General features: G+C 36.9%; 10 protein-coding genes. 8 read left to right on the plus strand and 2 right to left on the minus strand.

Features of this window, described 5'->3' with window-relative positions; all coding sequences use genetic code 11:
- Window positions 1–87: 87 nt before the first annotated feature.
- A complete protein-coding gene (locus AC220I_RS15205; protein WP_486724708.1) occupies window positions 88–465 on the minus strand; it encodes an HsmA family protein in 378 nt (125 codons plus the stop codon).
- Window positions 466–520: 55 nt separating this feature from the next.
- A complete protein-coding gene (locus AC220I_RS15210; protein WP_486724709.1) occupies window positions 521–982 on the minus strand; it encodes a MarR family transcriptional regulator in 462 nt (153 codons plus the stop codon).
- Window positions 983–1136: 154 nt separating this feature from the next.
- Between AC220I_RS15210 and AC220I_RS15215 the strand changes: the two genes are divergently transcribed.
- From AC220I_RS15215 to AC220I_RS15250, 8 genes are all read left to right on the plus strand, one after another.
- Window positions 1137–1829, plus strand: coding sequence for a helix-turn-helix domain-containing protein (locus tag AC220I_RS15215; RefSeq protein WP_486724710.1), 693 nt, complete (start codon window positions 1137–1139; stop codon window positions 1827–1829).
- Between the two features lie 35 nt (window positions 1830–1864).
- Window positions 1865–2887 (plus strand): alpha-hydroxy-acid oxidizing protein, encoded by a 1023-nt coding sequence (locus AC220I_RS15220; RefSeq protein ID WP_486724711.1) that lies wholly within the window; start codon window positions 1865–1867, stop codon window positions 2885–2887.
- Between the two features lie 28 nt (window positions 2888–2915).
- Window positions 2916–3653, plus strand: a complete 738-nt coding sequence (locus AC220I_RS15225) for an SIMPL domain-containing protein (RefSeq protein ID WP_486724712.1) — start codon at window positions 2916–2918, stop codon at window positions 3651–3653.
- A 59-nt stretch (window positions 3654–3712) separates the two neighbouring features.
- The gene (locus tag AC220I_RS15230; RefSeq protein WP_486724713.1) at window positions 3713–4225 is read left to right on the plus strand and encodes a ferritin-like domain-containing protein; all 513 of its coding nucleotides are present in this window, start codon (window positions 3713–3715) and stop codon (window positions 4223–4225) included.
- 97 nt (window positions 4226–4322) lie between these two features.
- Entirely contained in the window at window positions 4323–5435 is a 1113-nt protein-coding gene (locus AC220I_RS15235) for a coiled-coil domain-containing protein (RefSeq protein ID WP_486724714.1), read from the plus strand.
- Between the two features lie 10 nt (window positions 5436–5445).
- Complete coding sequence (locus AC220I_RS15240) at window positions 5446–6123, plus strand: cell division ATP-binding protein FtsE (protein ID WP_486724715.1); 678 nt, start codon at window positions 5446–5448, stop codon at window positions 6121–6123.
- Window positions 6116–7003, plus strand: a complete 888-nt coding sequence (locus AC220I_RS15245) for a cell division protein FtsX (protein WP_486724716.1) — start codon at window positions 6116–6118, stop codon at window positions 7001–7003. Before AC220I_RS15240 ends, AC220I_RS15245 begins: the two co-directional genes overlap by 8 nt.
- Before the next feature lie 42 nt (window positions 7004–7045).
- Complete coding sequence (locus tag AC220I_RS15250) at window positions 7046–7450, plus strand: C-GCAxxG-C-C family protein (RefSeq protein ID WP_486724717.1); 405 nt, start codon at window positions 7046–7048, stop codon at window positions 7448–7450.
- Window positions 7451–7466 lie beyond the last annotated feature (16 nt).

Genomic DNA, 7466 nt, shown 5'->3' on the forward strand with positions numbered 1-7466 from the left:
AAATATATCAATAAATCCCCCTTATGATAAGGTAATCATCTTCAAAGAAGTATGACACCTTAAAAATAAGGGGGATTTTAGTGTTTTTTATGACATACTACCTGACATGCCAAACAACATACCAGATACCATCGGAATTAGCCAAATTAGCCAGACGACAATACTAAACTTGTGAAAGGTTTTGAGTTGGTTTTCATCTTTTTTAAGGATGACAACTGTCGCCCAAACTGCATGAAACATCATTAAAACGATTGCCAACATGCCTGTTATACCATGGAAATTAAATTGAAAGATACTACCTGCTATTTTACCCATTGCATTAGTACCAAGTGTATCACAGATCAATCCAAGCCAGAAAATACCAACATGCCATGGTTTTAAAACTTTTTGAAGTTTTTCACTCCAAACACCAATTGTGTAGAACACAAGTGCAAGACTTATAAAAACGATTGCAAAAATTAACATAAATAAGATCCTTTCTTTATGAACGACGTTCATATAATGAGATTTTAAAAGCACATTAGATGTGCTTCTTGATGTGACTGGCTAAAATTTCATCTCCTGAGATAAGAAGTGTTTCTAGGAGTGACAAGCCTTCTAATATTTTTTCAGATTCAAGTGGGTCCATAGATTTCAGAAGGAGCTGCAAGTATCTGGAAAGATTTTGGTCAATATGCTGATGTGAATGACTGAACTCTTCCGTAAGCGAAACGAATACTTTACGTTTATCTTCCTTGCTTCTAACTCTTATTACCAAATTTTGCTTTTCTAAACGGTCTACGATTCCTGACACAGCAGCAGGACTTATGTTCATTTCTTTACTGATATCTGTAATCTTTAATTGCCCGTGCTTCTCAAGTAGGGTAACCAAGGTGAGTTGAGGCACCGTTAGATGATACTCAGAATAAAAATTCATAAGGCCTTTTTCGAGTTGTTTCTGAATAATTTTCAACTTTTCCATAATAAGCATGCTTTCTGACATATGACCACCTTATTGTTTAACGTGTAAATATTTAACCTGTTAAATAAAATATAAACCAAAAAAATATTTTTGTCAATCCTTTTCATAAAACATTTGATATAATAAATCTATGAACTAAAAGTCTTATAAATGACATATATTAAGAGGTGACTACGTGAATCGTTTGGCTGAAAAAATTAAAAATGCAAGAATAGCTGCAAAGATGACAGAGAAAGAACTTGCGCAAAAAAGTGGTGTATCTTTAAGTTATCTTTTACAGGTCGAATCGGGGAAAAAAGTAATCAGTGAAAAAATAGCAGACCAAATATTGGCGGCATTAAATGAGAAAGTGGAATTTATTGATCCGGCGATTGAAGCTAAGCTCACTGCAGAAACACAACAAGTGGCTGCAAAAAAAGTAACACCTGTTCAAGAATCGGTAAAGAGTAAAAACCATGTAGTGCCAACAGGTCAGTGGCAAGATGCATTAGCGGGCATCGTAAAAAGGGTACCGATATATGATTTGGTGAGATGGGAAAATATTGGCTTCAAAGAGCACCCTGTTATAGATAACAAGGTTGAAGGCTACAACGGCGAAAAATTACTTTATGTAAAGGTAACCAATAATCAAGCCAGTGGTTTAAGAATTAAAATGAATGATTTGGTCTTTGTGCTCGAAGGCAATGAAATTGGTAAAAATGGGATCTATCTATTGGAATATCAAAATAAGAGAGTCATCAGACAGGTGATGAAGGTCAATAACCGTGAATATTCTTTGATACTCGGTGGTGCCACAGAGCCTGAAATTGTTGATTCTAAAAAGATAAAAGTGATTGGTAAATGCTTAAGTGTACTTTTTGAGCTCTAGCATCTAAAATAATGGCTTAAAGATAGGAGTAGAAGATGAATTATCAGGATGTCGTAAAAAATGCAAAAGAAGTAATTGGACCTCACTGCAAGGTGTGCAACGAATGTAATGGCATAGTTTGTAAGGGAAAAATACCGGGACCAGGTGGTAAAGGCACAGGTTTGGGATTTATCAGAAACTATAGTGATTTAAAGAAGATCAGCTTAAACATGGATACCATACATGACAGGCTTAATACAAATACAAAGTGTGAATTATTTAATCATGAGTTTGATCTCCCTGTTTTTGCAGGTCCAATAGGTGCTGTCCAAATGCACTATAGTGACCTATATGATGACATGACTTTTTCAGAGGCCCTATTAAAAGGTTGTAAGGCTTCTGGCAGTATTGCGTTCACAGGAGATGGTGTCAAGGATGAAGTTTTTATTGGGACAATGGACGCAACATTGGCACTAGGAGGTCATGGTGTACCAACAATAAAGCCTTGGAGTGAGAAAGAGGTCATTGAGAAAATCAGACTTGCTGAAAAGGCAAATGCTCTTGCACTTGCAATGGATATTGATGCGGCAGGACTTTCTATTCTAGCAGCTCAAGGTAAGCCAGTTGCACCCATGAATGTCGAAACATTAAAGCGTATCACATCAAGTACTAATCTCCCGTTTGTCATCAAGGGGATTATGACGGTTGAAGGGGCTAGAAAAGCAGTGGATGCTGGTGCCTACGGTATTATCGTATCGAATCATGGTGGTCGAGTCTTAGATGAGACACCTTCTTCTATTTCTGTCTTACACGATATTGTAGAAGCAGTCAAGGGACAGATTAAGATCATCATTGACGGTGGCTTTAGATCTGGAATTGATGTGTTTAAGGCCTTGGCACTTGGTGCGGATGCCGTCATTATAGCAAGACCCTTTGTAACTGCTGTATATGGGGGTGGTTCAGAAGGTGTTGCATTATATGTCAACAAAATAAAAGATGAACTTTCAAATGCGATGATTATGACAGGGTGTGAATCCTTAGCAGATATCAATTATTCAAAGGTAAAATGTACTTTGTAATCCATTCAACTAGAGTGAGGAGGACAAAATGAAAAAAATTAACGGCATTACATTAATTATTGTTGCGCTGATTTTAAGTGTGGGTTTGGTTATTTCATCCTATACTGTAGTGGAGGGTGTTAAAAGTGTTAAGAGTGCCCCAAAAGCCTTGACCGTTACTGGTTCGGCTAAAAGAACCATTCAATCTGATGTAATCGTCTGGGAAGGTTCTTTCAGTGTAGATGCTTATGATATGACATCAGGCTATGCTGAGTTAAAAAAAGAGGCTGAAGTCGTTCGTAAATATTTCGCTGACAAGGGCATCAAACCGGAGGAAATCACTTTTTCATCTGTTAACACCTATACGCGAAATCGAATACTGGATAATGGTGTTTATACAAATATCATAGATTCATATAACCTATCACAAACTGTTAAAATTAATTCAACAAGAGTATTGGAAGTGGCTGAAATTGGCCGAAATGCTACGGAACTCATAGAACAAGGGATTAATTTCACTTCAAATAATCCTCAATATTTCTATTCGAAACTGGCAGATTTGAAGATTGAGATGATTGGACTTGCCACTTCGGATTCTAAAGCCAGAGCTGAAGCTATGGTAGGTGTTACTGGGAATAAAATCGGAATGCTTCAAGCGGCTAGAGTGGGCGTTTTTCAAATCACATCGCTTTATTCCAATGAAATTGCTGACTATGGCATCAATGATACTTATTCCTATGAAAAAGAAATAACGGCTGTCGTCACTTGTGATTTTGAAGTAAAATAATGGGTACTGATTTCATAGAGTTGTATATGTTGGTTAAAAAATTAATTAAGGAGGCGCACATGGGTAAGAAAGCAATGGAAATCGTAAATTTGGACATTAATGAACTTGTTCAAATGTTGAACGAAGCTTTGGCAGAAGAATGGTTGGCTTATTATCAGTATTGGATTGGTGCACGGGTAATGGAAGGACCAATGCGTACTGAGATTGAAAAAGAATTGTTGTTACATGCGACACAAGAGCTTGGTCATGCTGAACTTGTCGTTAATCGCATAATTCAACTTGGTGGCACACCAATTTTGAATCCAGACCAGTGGCTATCATTTGCTAAATGCCCATATGAAGCGCCTACTGATCCTTATATTGAGGCAGTGCTTCAACAAAATCTAGCAGGTGAAAGATGTGCCATTCAGAGATACGAAGGTATTGCAAGCTTCACACAGGGCAAGGATTTTGCAACCTATCAGATGGCAATAACCATTTTAAATGATGAAATTGAGCATGAAAATGATATTGAGGATTGGATTAATGACATAGAACGCTTAAAAGATGACATTAGAAAAATGAAATTATAATATCATTAAAAGAGGAAACAATTCAACTCGCTTAGAGTTGAATTGTCTCTTTTTGAATAAGAAAAATGAACGTCCTATAGGTTGTGAGAGAGGCATTATGAAAAAAAACAAATTGAGTATCTTATTAGGCATTATCTTGGGAATAGTATTGACATTTCCTAATCATATTTCATTTTCAGAGCCGGAAGAAACTTCTCTTGAAGTTGTTAATATACTGGATGGCATTACCAGTCAAGAAAAAGGTGTTTTAGAGCAGCTCTTTATCTTATCTCAGGAAATTGATAATCTGACCCTGCAAGCGTCAAATTATGAAATGGAAATTGAAGGGATAAAATCAGAAATCTTAGCATTAGATCAAAAAATAGCGGTTCAAACACAAGAACAGGCTGATATGCTTAAGCATTTAGGAGATGTTCTCAGACACTATCAAAAAAATGGTGCAAATAGCTTCTTTGAAATCATGATACGTTCAAACAGCATTAATGAGTTCGTTCAAAGGCTTAATATTCTTAGAGATTACACCAATAACAATAAAAAGTTAGTCGATGAAATTGAACTGAATAGAAAGGCATTGGATCAAGCAAATGTTGAAAAAAAGAAGGAACTCGAATTTCTTGAACAATTGGAAAAGGATTTGAGTGAAACCATATTTGATAAAACCCAGACAAGACAAGCCCTTGAATCCTCTCTTGCTAATTTACATACGGAAAGAGATAAATATGAAGCTTATCTCAATGAGGTAAATGAGACATGGAATGCACTGAAACCCCTATTTAAAGAGACGGTTGACGAATTTTCAAGACTTGTAAAATCGGATGCACTACCTTATGATGCTATTTCATTAGAGTTTTCCATTACGGGTGTCAAAGGGATTATAAGTGAATCTGTTTTTAATGCAATATTGGAAAAACAGGCGGTGCTTCCGAAACTTGAGTTTGAATTTCAGGACCAAGTCATGCAGGTGAGCATACCTGAGAAAAAAATAAGTTTGTCTGGGTATTTTGAAATCGTGGAAGGTCATAGTTTGAAATATATTGTGACTGATGGCATGTTTTATGACTTGCCTTTGGAAGCGGAGTCTATAAAGGAACTTTTTAGTGAGGGTTATATGTCACTTGATTTAACCTATCTACTTGAAGGTTATAAAATTGATAAAGTGGTTCTCAAAAAAGGCACCTTAGAACTTTATGTCAAACCATCATTATTTTAGGAGGAAGTTCATGCGACAACCTGTAATACAGGCAAAAAATATTACTTTAGAATATCCCAATGGCAACCTGGCTCTAAAAGATATAAATTTCGAGTGTTATCAAGGCGAAATCGTTTATATCGTGGGACCGAGCGGATCAGGAAAAACAAGCTTGTTAAAGCTTTTCATGGGCATAGAAAGCGCTACAAATGGTGAACTGTTTATACTGGGAGAATCTTTGGCCAAGGACAATTTAAAGCGTATAAGACAGGCGATTGGACCGGTTTTTCAAGAGTTCAGATTGCTTGAGGGCAGAACGACCATGGAAAATGTGATGTTTGGTATGCGCTTTTTAAACTTCAGTGTTAAAGAGATGTATGAAAGGTCAGAAGAGGCCCTTATAAGAGTTGGATTGGGTCATAAATTAAGTTCGGAAGTGGATCATTTATCATGGGGGGAATCTCAAAGAGTTGCAATTGCTAGAGCTGTGGCAAGAAAGCCAAGACTCATTATTGCAGATGAACCTACGGGCAACCTTGATCATGAAAATGCTGTTAATATTTTAGAACTCTTAACCTCATTTAAGGATGAAGAGACAAGTGTTTTAATTACGACGCATGCAACCCATCTCATAAGCAGTAGAGAAAGTCACCATTTGATAACAATGAATCAAGGTCAATTAATGTGGGAGAAAAAGACTTATGAATAAACCAATTGAGTTGTTGCATTATTTCATAAAAGAGGCTTATATTATTTTTAGAACCAATAAAATTTCAAATATACTTTCCATTTTAAGTCTGTCTTTAATATTTTTCATCTTTTCTGTTTTGGCGGTAAGTCGAGAAGTCGGCAATACATTTGCTACCGCATTATCTAATCAAGCTGAGGTAAGCGTCTACTATGAAGCGCCTATAAGTTCAGATGATTATATAGGTCTCGTCAAGGCCATTAAAGACATCGAAGGGGTTAAGGACGTCACAGAAATTACCGCTGATGAGGCATATGAACGAATGAAATCGGTCCTAGGAAATGATGCCGCTGTGCTGAGTTACTTAGAAACGAATCCCTTCCTAGCCTTTCTTGAGGTCAGTGTGGATTTAAATCAAGTTGAAAGTGTGACACAGGCATTAGTGAAACTCGATAATGTGGATACGGTAAGGGACAATATAGACATATTACAGGGGGTTAGACGATTTATTGGCATTATAACTTATGCCTTTGCCTTTGTGAGTATGGCTATGGGTGTTTCAACGGTTGTCCTTACAGGACACATTATAAGACAGGGCATTTACAACAATCGAGAACAGATTACAACGATGAATCTCCTAGGTGCGCCGGAAGCCTTTATGATGATTCCTTATCTAATTGAAGGTTTATGGATCACGCTATCCAGCGGTTTAATTGCAGCTTTGGTTATAAATCAAAGTATTCGCCTTGTATACCTTAAAGCAGATGCACCCTTGCCTTTTATGCCCATGCCTGAAATGAATCACCTTCTTAATATCTCGGGACTCTTGCTTCTAATAGCATCAATAAGTCTTGGCCTAATGGGTAGTATATTCGGGTGGTATTCAGTAAAGGAAAAATAAATCAGATTTTCAGGATCAAAACAAATAACAAGGAGGCATAGGATGCTCGAACAATTAATTATGAGTGGATTTGGCGGAACTGAGGATTACAATTGTGCTGAAAAAATACTCTATGGTGCCAATAAGGCTTATGGATTTGGTATTTCAGAGGAAATATTAAAAATTGCTTCTGGTTTTGGCGGTGGCATGATGACAGAAAAAACATGTGGTGCTGTAACGGCCTCTGTTATGGTGCTGGGCTTAAAATTCACATCGACCATTGCCCATGAGTCTCAAGTCTTAAAGCCAATCGTTCAAAGGTTCATAGGCGATTATGAGAAGGAAATGAAATCAATAGAATGTGCGCCTTTGAAGTTAGATTTTAGGACTGAGGAAGAAGGCTGTAAAATAGTCGTACTCAAAGCGGCTCAAATACTAGATCGCATTATGATGGAAAATGAATCTTAGAAAGTTAGTAAAGCTA

It is taken from the genome of Fusibacter sp. (genome assembly GCF_057447755.1).

Excerpts from the sequence above, each read along its gene's own strand:
- AC220I_RS15250 (WP_486724717.1), top strand. The coding sequence starts at position 7,046 with ATGCTCGAACAATTAATTATGAGTGGATTTGGCGGAACTGAGGATTAC.
- AC220I_RS15235 (WP_486724714.1), top strand. The coding sequence starts at position 4,323 with ATGAAAAAAAACAAATTGAGTATCTTATTAGGCATTATCTTGGGAATA.
- AC220I_RS15240 (WP_486724715.1), top strand. The coding sequence starts at position 5,446 with ATGCGACAACCTGTAATACAGGCAAAAAATATTACTTTAGAATATCCC.
- AC220I_RS15230 (WP_486724713.1), top strand. The coding sequence starts at position 3,713 with ATGGGTAAGAAAGCAATGGAAATCGTAAATTTGGACATTAATGAACTT.
- AC220I_RS15245 (WP_486724716.1), top strand. The coding sequence starts at position 6,116 with ATGAATAAACCAATTGAGTTGTTGCATTATTTCATAAAAGAGGCTTAT.
- AC220I_RS15220 (WP_486724711.1), top strand. The coding sequence starts at position 1,865 with ATGAATTATCAGGATGTCGTAAAAAATGCAAAAGAAGTAATTGGACCT.
- AC220I_RS15205 (WP_486724708.1), bottom strand. The coding sequence starts at position 465 with ATGTTAATTTTTGCAATCGTTTTTATAAGTCTTGCACTTGTGTTCTAC.
- AC220I_RS15210 (WP_486724709.1), bottom strand. The coding sequence starts at position 982 with ATGTCAGAAAGCATGCTTATTATGGAAAAGTTGAAAATTATTCAGAAA.
- AC220I_RS15225 (WP_486724712.1), top strand. The coding sequence starts at position 2,916 with ATGAAAAAAATTAACGGCATTACATTAATTATTGTTGCGCTGATTTTA.